Genomic DNA, 15069 nt, shown 5'->3' on the forward strand with positions numbered 1-15069 from the left:
CGCCCTACTTCGCTGCTATGCTGAACTACGGGAGTTGGCACCACCGGACGTTTTGTCCGGAGGCGGACCAAAGTCATCGGCTTTGAATCGCCTGACGATCTTCTCGAGCGAATCGACTGCCTCCTTGACCAACCGCGCAATGAGCTCCGCCACAGCAGCATGCATCGCCCCATCATCGTCATCCGAGTACAGCAAAGTGTCATACAGGCACCTGGCCATCGCTTGAACCTGCATGAGGTTCACACGCTCTGCTTCGATGAGTTCTTCAAGGGCGCGGCCGGCGGGAAGTGCCTCGTATTTCTCTTTCTCCGCCATAAGTCACCACTTCTTGCGGAGCGGTGTGCCACACATGCGCTCGATAGCTTCGGCGCCATCGATCAGCCGCTCGTGTAGGGTGGCCACCTGTCCTTCGTGATATTGCTCAGCGGCGTCACAAAGTCCGTCGGCGACGAGGAGCCCTTCTGTGACCGCAGTACTAGCTTCAACGGTGTCTGTGTTCGTCAAGAACTTGCAGCGGGTCGCGAGGATCGCATGTGTTGGTAGGCACGTACGTCGGAGCGGGGCTGCGTCAACCTGCAGCCGCCACCATGCTGCTTCGGTCTGGCGAACACAAACGAGCAGCGTATTGATGCCCATGCTGAGCCGGACCATGTCTTCGCGGCCAGGGCGAGTCATGGTTCGGTACCCAATACCAGCGCCGCGCTGAGGCGAGGCGACGCTCTACCAGCGCGACCGATCTCGACTCGGTTCGCGCCAGTCAGTAAACTCCCGAGCCAATGCGCAGGCGTGTCACAGACAGCGCCGACATGCGCCTTTACCTTGCGAGGTTTTTGCAGGCCGTAGATTCGATCGGTTGGCCACGCCACGCCGCGAAAGTCTTGCTTCACATCGCTGGACAACGCAGCGGGCGCATTGCTTATAGCAAAGTCCTCACAGATCTTGATCTTAGTGAGGGGCAGCTTGAGCGAGCCGTCAAAGCACTGGACGATGCGAAGTGCATCGTTCGCGCGGACAGTGCCGAGAGCTTTCGTCATGTCGACCTGCAAATAACTCCAACGGGCGAGGACATGATCGGCAAACTAGACGACCATTCCAAAGGCAAGTGAGTCATCCTCGAATTCCGATGATGACTATCCTCTCGCAGTCATCCTCGCAATTCGAGGATGACTGCGAGAATAGCGCCACCCGCATGGAGAACGCAAGACCGTACCGAAGGCCCTCTCGTTAGAGCGCCGAGAGCTGGGACGCAGATCCCGCGCTCAGTCCCCGTGGTCATCGGCTGAAATGAGAGGGATGTCACGCGTTTTAGTCCTTCCGCTGTGCCAAATGTCTGTTCAGCTGGCTGATCTGTCGCTGTAATCTTGACCACAACCTCACCGTCAAAAGAACAACAGCAGCGTCATCCATGAAAACACGACCGGCTCTCGTAGCGATTGCCTTGCTCATTGCCGCATTCACGGGCTCAGCTCAAGCCCAGATGGCGAAAAACGACTTCGTGAAGCAAGCGAAGGGGCACCTCGCGAGCGCTCAGGCTCGTGAGTACGAAGAGATGGAATATTGCCGCCTGGGTACGAAGGTCAACCTAGATCTGACTGTGCTGTGGGTCTCGCAGCGACAGCGTGATCTGCAAGCCGGAGACAAGATCGTTCAGGTGAATTCCACCGAGGTTCGTACTCAAGAAGGATTCCGCGCGGCAATGGCTGCGATTGCTCCAGGCTCTCCTGTCAATCTCACCCTAGAGCGTAATGGTGAGACAAAGCAAGTCGTCGGCACGTGTAAAAGCGGGCGAGAATTTGGTAAGCAGTGGAATGATCTGCTCCGCCAGATCGCAAAGAAGGACTTCAAGGGCTGTGTATCCACGGCCCTATCTGCAGTGGTTGTATTTCAATTGTGCAAGTCACTCAGGCCAGCTCCAGGTCGCGCAGCGCCCGCCTGAGGTGTATGAACTCTGGCGATTACGCATCGCGGAGTCGAAGTGGGACCCCACTCTTCTGGCGCAGATCCGCGGGCGAGTCATCGCCGATGAGCCCTTCTTCCAAGCCAATGGCTACTCGGGTCTATATCGCGAGCTCGAGCGAATATTGAATGAAGCCTCTCAGCCAAAGAGCGCCGCACAAGTAGCAGTGGCGACCGATGCTCCACAAGGCCCAGTACTCGCCGGCACCGGAACTGGCTTTCTGGTTTCTCGTTCAGGCACCGTCATTACGAGCAATCACGTCATTGATGGGGCGAAACGGATCGTAGTGCACTTCACAGATGCCACGCAGGCTGAAGCGACGGTGACCGCGCGCAGCAGCATGACGGATCTTGCAGTGCTGGAGACGCGAATACCCAGGCAAACCTACCTCGGGCTCGCGCCGGCCCGCAGCGCAGCTGTTGGCATGCGAGTCTTCACATATGGCTTCCCTGCGACGTCAGTGTTGGGACGTGAGCCGAAGTACACGGATGGAACCGTCAGCGCGCTGTCCGGGATCGATGACGACCAGACCTATCTGCAGATGTCCGTTCCCGTGCAGCCTGGTAACTCCGGCGGTCCGGTCATCGATGACACCGGCAACGTCGTCGGAGTGGTCGCCTCCACGGCTGCGATCACAGCCTTCCTTCGAAACACAGGATCGCTGCCCCAAAACGTGAACTGGGCGGTAAAGTCAGAGTACGCTGGCTTGCTCTACGCGCAGGCAACAAAGCCGCCTTCGGTGAGTTCACGTGAAGCTGCCGTTGAACGAACCCGAGCGGCAATCGTCTTCGTTGAAGTCTTCAAATGAAAGATGGGAATCACCGCGAGAAGCACCCCAGGCTCGCGGCAACATCGCTGACTGAACCATCTTGTTGACGTCATCCTCGCTAGTAACGCAAAAAGGAGATCGGTCGGAGGCGCGCGCACGCGCGGCGTTGCCACGCATTCCGGGCCTCACGGACGCCGACAAATTGCGCGGTACGCGCAAAGCGGTGTCGCACAGTATGTCGTCGTCGCGCGATGAAATAGCGATGGGCACGATCTTCGACGACGCTGACATTGGAATCGTGGCCGAAGCGCGAGGACCTCACCGCGCGGCTGATCCGCGCGATCGTCGCCGGCGAAATCAACCGTCCACGGATTGGGGCCCTTGCCGAAGTTCTCGAGGACGTTCCAAAGCCGGGATAATCTGTTGAATGCGCGGCCCCATCCAACATCTGATGGACGTTCACGACCGACGGCCCCTGCTCTCTGCTACTCGTTGGGCAGACGTCTCGCTGGGGCCGCTACGCGAGCTCGCTTCGCCCGAGATCGATCGTCTCGGAACTCCCCAGTCGCACGACTCCAGAAATCTCTGGAGAACTCACCACTCACGGCCATCCATAAGCAGTTGGAGGCGGCGGCCACGATCGGCGCGGCCCTTGAGAACTCAGCCGCATTCCAATCCGCTGACAGGATTCGCGCCGCCTTCGACAACTCGGCCGCCGCACGGCCTCGATATTGATAGCGGCGACGTAGATCACATTCTCGCCAAGCAAGTGAAGGCCAGCCACGCCAAGAACGTCGAGCAGCTACACCGGGACGTTGCGACGTACCGCCAGCTCAGTGCCGAGTGCGAAGGGATGGGGGATCTCTCCCGAAAGACTAAAAAACTTACAAATGACCGTGACTCAGGACGCTAAATTACGTAAAATTTGATGCATCATTGAGAATGATGCAATAAATTAGTTGACAGTGGCGAACTTCGCACACTATATTTGCATCATGAGACATGATGCAATAAATCAATCAAGGCTGGGGGACGCGGTGCGCGTTGCATCTGGCTATCCACTCCGCAGCTCGGTTGAGTTGCTGGAGCCGGGCGATGTCCATTTTGTGCAGATCAAGCACACGAGCCCCGATGCGGACATTGACTGGAGCCAGGTGCCTCAGGTCTCGCTGCCGTCCAAACGTGAGCCCGTCTGGCTCTCCGATGCAGATGTGGTATTCACGTCGCGCGGCACACGCACACTGGCCTACCCACTAGTTGGCACGCCGTCGAAGGCCGTTTGCGCTCCGCAGTTCTTCGTACTGAGCGTGCGGGAGATCGGAAAAATCTCGCCAGAGTTCTTGGCTTGGCAGATCAATCAAAAGCCTGCGCAAGACTACTTTCAGCGAACCGCGACGGGCTCATACATCCAGAACATTCGACGGGAAGTTATCGAGAACCTCCCGATAACTATTCCACCTATTCAGCAGCAGCGGCTCATCGTGAAGTTCTGGCGAGCCGCGCAGCTTGAGCGCATCACGCTCAACCGCCTCGTCGAAAATCGAAATCACCAATTAGAAGCCCTAGCAATGGGTCTTCTGCAATCAACAAACGGAGTCAAAGCATGAGCCCACAAATCAAACAAGAAGACATCAATAAAGCGGTGTGGGAGGCGTGCGACACGTTCCGTGGCACCGTCGATGGCTCCGTCTATAAAGACTATGTGCTGACGATGCTGTTCCTGAAATACATCAGTGATGTTTGGCAGGACCACTACGACAACTACAAAAAAGAATACGGCGATGAGCCGGGCCTCATCGGCGAAATGATGAAGAATGAACGCTTCACTCTTCCCGAAGCTGCGAACTTCTATGCGCTCTACAAGCGCCGTCATGAAGCCGGAAACGGCGAACGCATCGACAAAGCGCTGCACGCGATTGAGGAAGCCAACATCTCGAAGCTGCGCGATGTGTTCCAAGACATCAGCTTCAACTCCAACAAGCTCGGTGAGGAAGCGCAGAAGAACGAACTACTCAAGCACCTACTAGAGGACTTCGCGAAGGAAACTCTCAATCTGAGCCCAAGCCGCATCGGCAAGCTTGATGTTATCGGAAACGCATATGAATTCCTGATCAAGCAATTCGCCGCCGACTCTGGCCGGAAGGCGGGAGAGTTCTATACGCCGCCAGAGGTTTCTGAACTGATGGCCGAGATCGTCGCGCCGAAAGAAGGTGACGAAATCTGCGATCCAACGTGCGGCTCCGGCTCCCTGCTCATGAAGTGCGGCAGACGCATTCAGATCGAACACAATGGCTCAAAGAAATACGCGCTGTACGGCCAAGAGGCAATTGGCAGCACGTGGGCCCTCGCCAAGATGAACATGTTCCTGCACGGCGAAGATAACCATCGCATCGAATGGGGCGACACGATTCGCAATCCGAAGCTCCTCGACAAAGAGGATCAGCTAAAGCATTTCGATGTCGTCGTTGCAAACCCTCCTTTCAGTATGGAGAAGTGGGGTCATGGCACAGCCGAGAATGACAAGTTCGGTCGCTTCCGTCGCGGTGTTCCGCCGAAAACAAAAGGCGACTATGCCTTCATCCTGCACATGGTTGAGACCATGAAGCCAAAGACGGGCCGCATGGCAGTCGTCGCGCCAACTGGGGTCCTCTTCAGAGGATCATCCGAGGGCCAGATCAGACAGAAACTAATTGAGGAAAATCTCCTCGACGCCGTGATCGGTCTGCCCGAGAAGCTGTTTTATGGAACGGGCATTCCCGCAGTCATTCTGGTGCTGCGCAAGAACAAGAAGGATAAGAACGTCCTGTTCATTGACGCGAGCCGCGAGTTCGTGTCCGGCAAGAATCAAAACCAGCTATCCGATGAGCACGTCGCTCGGATCGTGACAACATATCAGGCGCGAAAAAGTGTCGATTCATACGCGTATCTGGCAACGCCCGAAGATTTGAATGACAACGAAAACAACCTCAACATCCCGCGCTATGTAAACACCTTCGAGGAAGAAGCGGAGATCGATCTCGTTGCCGTGCGCGCCGAGCGTAGAAAGCTGCAAGCGGAGCTTAGCGATCTCGAAAAGCTGATGGATGGGTACTTGAAGGAGCTGGGCTATGGTTCCTGAGGGTTGGCGCGCGGTGCCAGTGTCAGACATTTGCACATTGAAGAATGGACACGGCTTCAAGCCGCAGGAATGGGACACGAAAGGTCTACCTATTATACGAATTCAAAATCTAAACGGTAACGAGAACTTCAACTACTTCTCCGGCGAGCCAGAAAAGGAATGGGTCGTTGAGCCGGGCCAGATGCTTTTTGCATGGGCCGGAACGAAGGGTGTCTCATTTGGCCCCACGATCTGGAGAGGACAGACTGGCGTATTGAATCAGCACATCTTCAAGGTATTGCCCGATACAGCTGTAGACGAAGACTGGCTCTTCTACTGCCTCCGATCAGTCACCGAGCGCATCGAACGCAAAGCCCACGGCTTCAAGGCGACGTTGGTACACGTTAGGAAATCAGAGATCGACAATCAGATCATTCTCTGCCCGCCGATTGGTGACCAGAAACGAATCGCCGAGATCCTTTCGACGTGGGATCGCGCAATCGGTGTTACTGAGAACCTCATGAAAAATAGTAGAGCGCAGAAAACTGCGCTATTGCAGCAACTGTTGACAGGCAAAACGCGCTTCCCAGAACACGTTCGTTCAAGAAGCTTTAAGAACACGGCGTATGGACGAATTCCAAGCGACTGGGACTTTGTTCATATCAGCGACGTTGCGCGAGAAGTTTCCAGCAGGAACGCGGATGACCATGACTATCCCGTAGTCTCGTGCTCAAAACATCGTGGGTTCGTGAACTCTCTGGAGTACTTCAAAAAGCAGGTGTTCAGCGAGAACCGAACGACCTACAAAATCATAAGCAGAGGCCAGTTTGGCTTTCCCTCAAATCATATCGAGGAAGGATCGATTGGCCATCAAGATCTCCACGATCATGCACTCGTTAGTCCAATCTATTGCGTATTTGAGGCCAGCGAGAGAATCAATCACAGATACTTGTATAGCCTTCTAAAGACCGACCGTTACCGACAGCTATTCTCCGCCGCGACAAATGGTTCTGTGGATCGCCGAGGCAATCTCCGCTGGAAAGAATTCTCCAAAATTGGCGTATTTCTTCCGTCGCTGGAAGAACAAGAGTCCATTACTTCGGCAATCGGCATTTTAGATCGCAACCTGCGAACTAAAGAGGCGCTGCTTGCCAAGCTTCGCCAGGAGAAATCCGCCCTCATGCAACAGCTTCTGACCGGCAAGCGTCGCGTGAAGATCGACAAGGAGATCGCAGCATGAGTAAGTCACGTTCGTTTTCAATTTACCTTCTTAAGGAAGGGTTCGACGCGTCGAACGCACTGAAGGACAATCACAAGCTCGACGCCGAGGTCGTGGGCGAAAACCTGCCCGAGGGCTCCTCCCTCTACATCCTCGACACGCCGCCGACCGCGCCGTGGTGGAAAGGTTATTTCGGCATTCAGGAGCCGCTGACGCAAAGCCTCAAGGGCGCGATCATCTTTCTCCCGGTTGCCAACCGCACTTTCGCAATCACCTTCGGCCACGTCTATCACAATTTCCATGAAGCCAGTTACGAATACGACTTCGGCCTGCGCGTCACGCTGAACTGCCTTGATCCGGAAAAGCTCAAGAGCACGGACATCTTGGAGCCGAGCGGTGCGAAGCGTCAGCGAACTCAGGTCCCCATCGACTCCGATCTCACATTCTTCGATTTCGACCGCGACACGACCATTCTGAAGAGCCTGACGGGCAAGGTGCGCGCCGAATACAAGGGCCTTTTCGGCCACGCGACGGGCGCGAGCAACATTCGTATCAGCTCCGACGTGACGCCTGAAGGTTTGCCGGGTCTCTGCGAGCAGTTACTCGATCTGTATTCGTCAGAGACATACAAGGTCAACTTCCCGGACATCCAGAACATCTCGCCTGTACGCGATCCCGGAACGATTGCGTTACTGAACGTGAGACTGCTCGATGCCGTGAAGGCGAAGAGCTTCGATCTGGCTCTCAGCGCACCGAAGATTCTCGACTACCACGACGAGCTGTGGGCCACGTTCTCCGGCGCGGGCAGCGGCCTTGTTTACGACGACATTTTTATCGGCCGCTATTACGAGTACCTCGAAATCTGCGAAGTCGATTTCAACGCAATCGACAACGACACTCTCAAGAATCACTGCCTCGTGCTGACGAATGAGGACGGCGAAGCTCGCGGCGAACGCTACTCGATCTACAAGTGCCTCGTGTTCGACACGACATTGAACAGCGCGAAGCAGACTTACCATCTCTGCGAGGGCAACTGGTATCTCGTCGAGAACGACTTCGTAACGCGGCTATCCACGTACCTTGATCCGCTCTGTGCCGCGACGACACTGCCCAACTTCAATCACGAAGACGAAGGCGAGTTCAATAAGGCCGTGGCGGCGACTGGCACAGCCATTCTTTGCCTCGACAAAACGTCTATCGCGCCAGCGGGACAGAAGGCGGTCGAGCCTTGCGATCTGTACGAACTGAAGAACGGTCAGGCGATCCTGCATCACGTCAAGATTTCGACGTTATCGGCGCAGCTCAGCCACCTGTTCAATCAGGGCACGAACTCCATTCACCTGCTGCGCGACGATGACGAATCGCGCAAGCGCTTAACGGGCTTGGTCGAGGAAAAGGCACCCGCAGGGAACGTTGCCGACTTTACGGCGCCGATTGCTGCCGACAATTTCAAGATCGTGTTCGGCGTGGTGACGCATAAGAACCCCGCCGCCAAGTCTGCCAACCTGCCGCTCTTCTCACGCATCAGCCTCATGCGGGCGATGAAGGATATGAAGCGCATGGGCATTGACGCGGAGCTGTGCTTCATCAAGGACGACTCGGTGACGACGGCTGGCAAGGTAAAAAAGCGAAAGCCCCGCGCCAAAAAACAGGCAGACGACGGAATTGAAGAGGCAGAAGCGGCATGATGTCACCGAACACGGCGGAACAATACTCGGCGCAAATTCCCGCCCTACAGACGCTCATCTCCCTTGGCTGGATATTCCTGTCGGCGTCGGATTGCTACAACCTGCGCGGCGGCAACAATGCGGTGATCTTGAAGAGCTTTCTTGTCGAAGCTCTTCGAAAGCGCCGCTTTGAGTTCAAAGGCCAAACCTATCCGCTTTCAACCAACGCCATCGACCAGATTGTCCGCGATCTTTCATCGCCGTTGATGCAGGAAGGTCTGCTAACCGCGAATGAGCGCCTGTATAACGCAATGACGCTCGGCGTGACCGTCACGGAATTCGTAGACGGGAAACGGCACTCGGCGACGATCCCAATTATTGATTGGGAGAACACCGACAACAACAGTTTCATCGTCACCGAAGAGTTTGAGGTTCTGACCACGGACGGAACACGGACGAGACGACCCGATGTCGTATGTTTCGTGAACGGCTTGCCGCTCGCGGTGATTGAGGCCAAGCGCCCCGATTCTGGCAACCCGAATAAATCAATGGTCGATGAAGGCATCAGCCAATCCATCAGAAACCAGAAACATGATGAGATTCCTCACTTCTTTGCCTACTCGCAGCTTTTGCTTTCCATCAGCGGAATCGACGGACGCTACGGGACGACGAAGACCGATAAGAAGTTCTGGGCGCGCTGGCATGAAGAAAGCCTGACCGACGCCTACTTCTCGGGAATCAAGAACAAGCCACTGCCGGCAATCGTTCAGGCGGCGCTTTTTGCCGGGAAGCCGCAAAGCGTACAAAATCATTTCCAGAAACTCTGGTCGGACATTCAATTTGTCACCGAGCAGGACAAACTGCTGATCAGCCTTCTGTCGAAGGACCGCTTTCTTGAGTTTGTCCGCTTCTTCATCATGTTCGACAAGAAGGCAGGAAAGATTGCCGCACGCTACCAGCAAGCCTTCGGTATCAAGGCGCTGATCGACCGCATATCAAAGATACGTCCCGATGGTGGCCGCGAGGGCGGCGTGATCTGGCACACGACGGGCTCGGGTAAGAGCTTCACGATGGTCTTCCTGTGCAAAGCATTACTGCTTCACCGGAACCTCACCGAATGCCGCGTGGTTGTCGTCACAGACCGTCTCGATCTAGAAAAGCAACTTGCACGCACGTTCCTGACGGGCGGCGCACTCGGCATTTCCGACGCAACGAAGAAGGAAGAGAACCGGGCGAAGGCCTCGACGGGCCGGGACCTTGCGAAGCGCATCGGTCAGGGAAAAGAGCGGATCATCTTTTCCATCATCAACAAGTTCGGGACGGCTTCCAAGCTGCCAGAGTGCTTCAATGCCAGCCCGAACATCATCATGCTGATCGATGAAGGGCACCGCAGCCAGAACGGCGAGAACCACGAGCGGATGAAGAAGGCTCTGCCGAATGCATCCTATGTTGCGTTCACAGGAACGCCGCTTCTTAAGGACGATAAGACAACAAGTAAATTCGGACCCATCGTGCACGCGTACACGATGCGCCGCGCCGTTGAAGACGGGACAGTCACACCCCTGCTTTATGAAGAACGCAAGCCCGTTCTTGATATCAACGCGAAGGCCATCGACAACTGGTTTGAGAAAATCACTGCCTCGCTTTCCGACAAACAGAAGAGCGATCTCAAAGAGAAGTACGGCAAGAAAGGTCCGGTCTACGGATCAGCCAATCGCATTGACCTGATTGCGTGGGACATTGCTGTCCATTTCAGCGAGAACTTCAAGAGCATCGGCAAGGATTTGAAAGGTCAGCTTGCGTGCGACAGCAAGCTTTCAGCTGTGCGCTACAAGAAGGCACTCGACAACACCGGGCTCGTGACCAGCGCCGTGATCATTTCGCCACCCGATACCCGTGAGGGCCATGAAGAAGTTGACGAGTCGGAATTGCCTGAAGTCCAGCAATGGTGGAAGGACAACGTCAAGGTCGATCCTGAGGAATACGAGCGCGCGACCATCGAAGCATTCGGCGAGCCCGGCAAGCCAGATATCCTGATCGTGGTCGATAAGCTCCTGACCGGATTTGACGAGCCGAGAAACACGGTTCTCTATATCGACAAGCCGCTCAAGGAGCACAACCTGATCCAAGCGATCGCACGCGTGAACCGTCTGCATGAGCTTAAGAAGTTCGGCCTCCTGATCGACTATCGCGGCATCCTGAAGGAGCTGGATACCGCGATCACGGAATATCAGGACCTGGCTGATAAGACGCAAGGCGGCTTCGATGTTGATGACATCGAAGGCCTCTACTCGGATGTCTCGACAGAATACAAACGACTGCCCGGCCTTCACGACGCTCTGTGGGCCGTGTTCGCGGATGTGAAGAACCGCTCCGACCTTGAACAGTATCGGCAGATACTTATCCCGCATGTGCAAGCTGCGGCAGACGGATCCACCTTCGATACACGCCAGAAGACCCGCGAGGATTTCTATGAAGCCCTGACGGAATTCGGCTTGTGCCTCAAGGTCGCTCTGGGCTCCCGTTCATTCTTCGAGGACCGCTCGATTTCTGAGGACGTTATTCAGACCTATAAGCGGGACCTCAAATTCTTCAGCGAGCTTCGCCGGATTGCCAAGCAGGACGCACAGGAGACAGTCGATTTCAGCGCTTATGAAGACCAGATTCGCAAACTCGTTGACCGCTACGTCGTCGGGGAAGAAATCCGGAGTTCGGAAGGTGTCTATATCGTTAATGAACTCGGCAAACAGGAAGCGGCGGCGAATTGGTCAGATGAGAAGCTGCGGAACGAGACCGATATCATTCGCTCACGTTTGAAGAGAACGATTGAGCAGGAGCTGGCCGACGATCCGTTTGCACAGGCCTATTTCTCGGAACTCCTGCGGAGGGCCATCGAGGATGCCGAAGCCTTATTCGAACATCCGTTCAAGCAATACGCCTTATTCAAAGACTTCGAAGGCAAGGTGGAAAGCCGCGAGGTGGAGGGCATTCCAAGCTCCATTTCGGACAATAGGCACGCATCCGCCTATTTCGGAATTCTGAAGCTTGTGTCCGGCAACACTCAGACAGACGACAAACTGGCGGATGAGTACGCCGAGATCAGTCTTAAGATCGACCGGATAGTAAACGATGCCGTTGCCGAGTATTCCCTGAGCCCTCAGAACATCGAGGCGGCGATCAGAAAGAACACGCTTCCATTGCTGTTCAAACGCTTCGGCCTTGAGCATGCCAAGGAGATATCCGAAAAGGTCGTCGAAGTGACCAAGCTGGGATTGGCGCGGGGCGAACTGCGATGAGGAATAGCTTCAATTACGGCGATACCGAGATCGAATACTCCGTGGCGCACAACGCGCGGCTCGAGTCCAAAGTCCGTATTCATGTTCACCCGAACGGCTTCGTGGAGGTCGAATCTCCGCCCGGCAAGTCAGCCTCAGAGATCTGCCATGCCGTCCGCAAACGTGCCCGGTGGATAGCCAAGCATCTGGAGGCCAACTCGCAGCTCCGTGCTCATGCTTTGCCAAGGGAATACGTCAGCGGGGAAACCCATTTCTATCTGGGTCGCCGATACCAGCTAAAGATCGTCGCACCTGTCGCGGATCGACCCGTCGTCGCGATGAAAGCCGGGCGGATACATGTAGCCGTACGCGGCGAAGAGCCGCTGGCCGTCCGTCGCAGATTGAATGCTTGGTACAAGGAAAGGGCGGAGGACTATCTTGGCCGCCGCCTGTCGGAGATCAGCGAGACAATCCCTTGGCTTAAGAACGAGCCGCCGCTGAAGCTGACCGCCATGCGCAAGCAGTGGGGAAGCTGCTCGCCGTCCGGATCGATCAACCTAAATCCGTGGCTCATCAGGGCTCCGAGGGACTGCATCGACTATGTCCTGATTCATGAGATTTGCCACCTCAAAGAGCACAATCACAGCAAGCGCTACTACGAGCTTCTTGAACGCCATTGCCCCAATTGGCGGAAGATCAAGACGCGCCTCGACGGCATGGCCGAACTGCTTCTCGCTCATTAATTCTAGGCCGATATCACCGCACGAGAGTTCGCCGCCGGCGAGCGCGTCGAAGTTGATTATGCGGGTGATCCGATCGAATGGATCGAGCTTGCCACCGGCGAGATCCGCAAGGCGTATGTCTTCGTCGCGGGTCTCGGCTTCAGCCAATTGCTGTTCGCGTGGGCTGCCGAGGACATGAAGAGTCGCAACTGGCTCGGCGCCCACCGGCGCATGTATGCGTTCTATGGCGGCGTGCCGCATGTGACCGTGCCGGACTGTCTGAAGCAGGGCGTGCTCAAATGTCACCTGTACGATCCGGATCTGAACCCCGGCTATGCGCAACTCGCGCGGGACTTCTCCACCGCCGTGGTGCCTGCTCGTCCCGATCATCCGCGCGATAAAGCGATCGTCGAAGGACTGGTCAAGATCCTAATGCGCTACATGCGCTTCCGTCATCGGCGCACGCGCTTCACATCGTTGCATCAGATCAACCAGGCACTCGGTGACTGCGTCGAGCGCATCAATGCGCGGCGGCACAGCCGCTTCGGCGTCTCGCGTCGCGAGCGCTTCGAGGCACTGGAACGGGCCGCACTCAAGGCGCTGCCTGCTCACGACGTGGACACCGGCGAATGGCTGACCGCAACGCTACATCCGGATTGCTACGTGCTGGTGGAAGCCGTGCTGTACAGCGCCCCGCATATCCATCGTCACAAGAAGCTGCGCATCAAGCTCACCGAGAACCACGTCGAGATCTTCCTGAACCTCGAACGCCTGGCAATTTATCCACGCTGTCGTCACCGAGATGGCCGGCGCATCAAGATCGATGCGCACTTCCCGCCAGCATCCCAGGCGTACTACGAAGCCACGCCGCAGCGTCTGTTGTCGCAGTCACGCTTTATCCATCCCGAGCTACATCGGCTGTTCGTCGAGCTGTTCAATGATGATGTCTTCGGTAACCTGCGCCGCGCGCAGGGCTTCGTCCGCAGCTGCACGAAGGAAATCAACACCGCCGGACACGAACTGGCAAGCGAGCGCATTGCCGCTGCGATCGCCACCATGCGCCGCTACGACAAGTTCCGCGTGCCGTACTTCCAGGCGCTGCTCGCGCAGGCCAGAAAACAAACAACCGCCGCACCGGGCGAGTCGCGCGAGATCGTGCGCCGCCCTGGCAACCCCATGCTGCGATATGCCGTCGGTGCCGACCGGCCTGTCGACATCTTCGCTGCTGTTCCGTCCGACTCAATCCAGGAGAAATAGATCGTATGAGTACTGCTATCGCCAAGAACCTCATGGCCGAGATGAAGCTGCTCGGCATGTTCGGCGCCTTCGACGACATCATTGCTTCGGCAACACGCGATCAGATCAGCTACACAGAGTTCCTCGACACGTTGCTGCAAGCCGAAGCCGACTATCGACAAGAGCGAAAGACCGGCTATCGCATCAAAGCCGCCAAGTTCACCTTGCGGCCGGCCTTCGAGGACATCGACTTCACGGCCAGCCGCTCGATCAGCAAGGCACAGATCAAAGAACTCTACAGCCTGCAGTGGTTGAGCGAAGGACGACCTGTGCTGCTGATCGGCCAGACCGGCGTGGGCAAGACCTTCATCGCACAGGCCGCGGGACTGCACGCCTGCGCGTGCGGCAAGTCGGTGTTGTACATGACCGTCACGACGTGGCTGGAGAATCTCGCGCTCGCCCGGTCCAGCGGGACGTATCTTCGCTATCGCGACAAACTCGCGCGCCCAGACTTGCTCATCTTCGATGACTTCGGCATGCGCAAGTTGTCTTCCACCGAAGCGCAGGACCTGTGCGAAATCCTCGAAGAACGATCGCTTGGCAAGTCGACGATGTTCACCACTCAGCTGCCCCTGGCTCACTGGGCCGAGGTCATTGCCGATCCCGTCATCAGCGATGCGATCCGCGACCGCCTCGAGCACGCGGCGCTCATGATCGACATCACCGGCGAGAGCTACCGCGGCGTCAAGGCCCGGAAACTTGCCAGCAAGAAACACGTCGCGTAAGAATCGCCCACTTCTGCTCCGCCAGTGACCTCAACAGGTGGTCCCCAACTCGGGAAATCGGGTGGTCCTCAACTGGGAAATCGCGCATCATGGGGGTGTCGGGGGAGCAGGAACGCACCCGTACTGTCCAACAATTGGAACGGCGTAGTTCTGAACTGAACGGGCTATACTTGCTCGGATGTTTCTCTCCATCCAGCCGCTTCAATTTTTCCTGATGCTGTTTTCCGGCTGGATCAATCGCCGGCAGCTTGATGCGATCGAATATTTGAAGGAAGGAAGAGAATCGGTGGTTGAAGCAGCGACTCGGCGGTCGACGCCATCGATTTGCGGATGCCGAACGCC

General features: G+C 56.3%; 12 protein-coding genes. 10 read left to right on the forward strand and 2 right to left on the reverse strand.

All coding sequences use genetic code 11. From position 1 onward, the window contains the following. Positions 1–15: 15 nt before the first annotated feature. Complete coding sequence (locus EK373_RS00565; protein ID WP_129640823.1) at positions 16–315, reverse strand: hypothetical protein; 300 nt, start codon at positions 313–315, stop codon at positions 16–18. 356 nt (positions 316–671) lie between these two features. Continuing rightward, positions 672–1034: a hypothetical protein gene (locus tag EK373_RS00570; RefSeq protein WP_129640824.1), complete on the reverse strand. Its 363-nt coding sequence runs from the start codon at positions 1032–1034 to the stop codon at positions 672–674. Between the two features lie 371 nt (positions 1035–1405). Here EK373_RS00570 and EK373_RS00575 point away from each other — a divergent pair, with 371 nt between their 5' ends. The 10 genes from EK373_RS00575 (at position 1406) to istB (ending at position 14727) form a co-directional block, all read left to right on the forward strand. Next, the gene (locus EK373_RS00575) at positions 1406–1936 is read left to right on the forward strand and encodes a PDZ domain-containing protein (RefSeq protein WP_129640825.1); all 531 of its coding nucleotides are present in this window, start codon (positions 1406–1408) and stop codon (positions 1934–1936) included. A 1-nt stretch (position 1937) separates the two neighbouring features. Further along, positions 1938–2765, forward strand: a complete 828-nt coding sequence (locus EK373_RS00580; RefSeq protein ID WP_157994173.1) for a S1C family serine protease — start codon at positions 1938–1940, stop codon at positions 2763–2765. A 956-nt stretch (positions 2766–3721) separates the two neighbouring features. Then, positions 3722–4333, forward strand: coding sequence for a restriction endonuclease subunit S (locus EK373_RS00585; protein WP_129640827.1), 612 nt, complete (start codon positions 3722–3724; stop codon positions 4331–4333). Further along, positions 4330–5844, forward strand: coding sequence for a type I restriction-modification system subunit M (locus EK373_RS00590; protein ID WP_129640828.1), 1515 nt, complete (start codon positions 4330–4332; stop codon positions 5842–5844). Before EK373_RS00585 ends, EK373_RS00590 begins: the two co-directional genes overlap by 4 nt. Then, positions 5834–7063: a restriction endonuclease subunit S gene (locus tag EK373_RS32965; protein WP_157994174.1), complete on the forward strand. Its 1230-nt coding sequence runs from the start codon at positions 5834–5836 to the stop codon at positions 7061–7063. Before EK373_RS00590 ends, EK373_RS32965 begins: the two co-directional genes overlap by 11 nt. Beyond that, a complete protein-coding gene (locus EK373_RS00600) occupies positions 7060–8730 on the forward strand; it encodes a DUF6119 family protein (RefSeq protein WP_129640829.1) in 1671 nt (556 codons plus the stop codon). Before EK373_RS32965 ends, EK373_RS00600 begins: the two co-directional genes overlap by 4 nt. Next, positions 8727–12005: a type I restriction endonuclease subunit R gene (locus EK373_RS00605; RefSeq protein ID WP_198682986.1), complete on the forward strand. Its 3279-nt coding sequence runs from the start codon at positions 8727–8729 to the stop codon at positions 12003–12005. Before EK373_RS00600 ends, EK373_RS00605 begins: the two co-directional genes overlap by 4 nt. Further along, on the forward strand, positions 12002–12727 hold the full coding sequence (locus tag EK373_RS00610; RefSeq protein ID WP_129640830.1) for a M48 family metallopeptidase: 726 nt from the start codon (positions 12002–12004) through the stop codon (positions 12725–12727). Before EK373_RS00605 ends, EK373_RS00610 begins: the two co-directional genes overlap by 4 nt. Positions 12728–12901: 174 nt before the next feature. After that, on the forward strand, positions 12902–13963 hold the full coding sequence (locus EK373_RS00615) for a Mu transposase domain-containing protein (RefSeq protein WP_232830992.1): 1062 nt from the start codon (positions 12902–12904) through the stop codon (positions 13961–13963). 5 nt (positions 13964–13968) lie between these two features. Beyond that, positions 13969–14727, forward strand: coding sequence for an IS21-like element helper ATPase IstB (gene istB / locus EK373_RS00620; protein WP_129640832.1), 759 nt, complete (start codon positions 13969–13971; stop codon positions 14725–14727). The last annotated feature ends 342 nt before the right edge of the window (positions 14728–15069 follow it).

The sequence above is a fragment of the Peristeroidobacter agariperforans genome (assembly GCF_004138335.1).
GTDB lineage: Bacteria > Pseudomonadota > Gammaproteobacteria > Steroidobacterales > Steroidobacteraceae > Steroidobacter > Steroidobacter agariperforans.

Coding starts and splice junctions, on each gene's coding strand:
- EK373_RS00585 (WP_129640827.1), top strand. CDS start 3,722: ATGAGACATGATGCAATAAATCAATCAAGGCTGGGGGACGCGGTGCGC.
- EK373_RS00605 (WP_198682986.1), top strand. CDS start 8,727: ATGATGTCACCGAACACGGCGGAACAATACTCGGCGCAAATTCCCGCC.
- EK373_RS00590 (WP_129640828.1), top strand. CDS start 4,330: ATGAGCCCACAAATCAAACAAGAAGACATCAATAAAGCGGTGTGGGAG.
- EK373_RS00600 (WP_129640829.1), top strand. CDS start 7,060: ATGAGTAAGTCACGTTCGTTTTCAATTTACCTTCTTAAGGAAGGGTTC.
- EK373_RS32965 (WP_157994174.1), top strand. CDS start 5,834: ATGGTTCCTGAGGGTTGGCGCGCGGTGCCAGTGTCAGACATTTGCACA.
- EK373_RS00575 (WP_129640825.1), top strand. CDS start 1,406: ATGAAAACACGACCGGCTCTCGTAGCGATTGCCTTGCTCATTGCCGCA.
- EK373_RS00610 (WP_129640830.1), top strand. CDS start 12,002: ATGAGGAATAGCTTCAATTACGGCGATACCGAGATCGAATACTCCGTG.
- EK373_RS00615 (WP_232830992.1), top strand. CDS start 12,902: ATGAAGAGTCGCAACTGGCTCGGCGCCCACCGGCGCATGTATGCGTTC.
- EK373_RS00570 (WP_129640824.1), bottom strand. CDS start 1,034: ATGACGAAAGCTCTCGGCACTGTCCGCGCGAACGATGCACTTCGCATC.
- EK373_RS00565 (WP_129640823.1), bottom strand. CDS start 315: ATGGCGGAGAAAGAGAAATACGAGGCACTTCCCGCCGGCCGCGCCCTT.
- istB (WP_129640832.1), top strand. CDS start 13,969: ATGAGTACTGCTATCGCCAAGAACCTCATGGCCGAGATGAAGCTGCTC.